Source organism: Paenalicyclobacillus ferrooxydans, from assembly GCF_001399675.1.
Taxonomy (GTDB): domain Bacteria; phylum Bacillota; class Bacilli; order Alicyclobacillales; family Alicyclobacillaceae; genus Alicyclobacillus_B; species Alicyclobacillus_B ferrooxydans.
In genome coordinates, this window is the sequence record NZ_LJCO01000101.1 from 1 (window position 1) to 675 (window position 675).

A 675-nucleotide genomic window follows, 5' to 3' on the forward strand; every position below is an offset into this window, starting at 1 on the left:
GGGCAGTTTAGCCGAGGAACGAGAGTCACTGTGTATCGCAAAGCATGTACTCCCTATCGGTTTTTTCGATTCTTACTTTCATATTTGAAACATTTTTCACAGAATTATTAACTGACACGTCGAATCGCTCAAATAGGGGGTATTTATTATGAGTATCGAAACTCTCACTTTTCGCCAAGCGAATGAAGAAGACCTTGATGCAATCGTCTACATGCTTTCGGATGACAAGATAGGTAGCAAAAGAGAACGTTACGAGCACCCCCTGCCTGGCGCCTACGTCAGTGCATTCCATGCAATCGATGCGGATCCGAACATTGAACTGATCGTAGCGTGTGACGGTGACACCGTGGTGGGTGTACAGCAGGTCACATTCACCCCACACATTACGTACCAGGGAGGGTGGAGAGCCACCATCGAAGGGGTTCGAACGACATCAACCGAGCGTGGTAAAGGTTTGGGGAGCCAGCTAATTCGGTACGCAATACAACGAGCGAAGGAACGAGGGTGTCATATTGTGCAATTGACCACGGACAAACAGCGTCCAGACGCCTTGCGGTTTTACGAACGACTCGGTTTTACAGCTTCACACGAAGGTCTAAAGTTGCATTTGTAAACAAGTGTTCGAGGGGCGGCGGCTCTTAAACAGCTTTGCCCTCTTCTTCAGGTAACGGGGGC

General features: G+C 48.9%; 1 protein-coding gene. It reads left to right on the forward strand.

Annotation, left to right across the window (positions count from 1 at the left end; genetic code table 11):
• Nucleotides 1-148 precede the first annotated feature (148 nt).
• On the forward strand, nt 149-613 hold the full coding sequence (locus AN477_RS22155) for a GNAT family N-acetyltransferase (RefSeq protein ID WP_054971366.1): 465 nt from the start codon (nt 149-151) through the stop codon (nt 611-613).
• Nucleotides 614-675 lie beyond the last annotated feature (62 nt).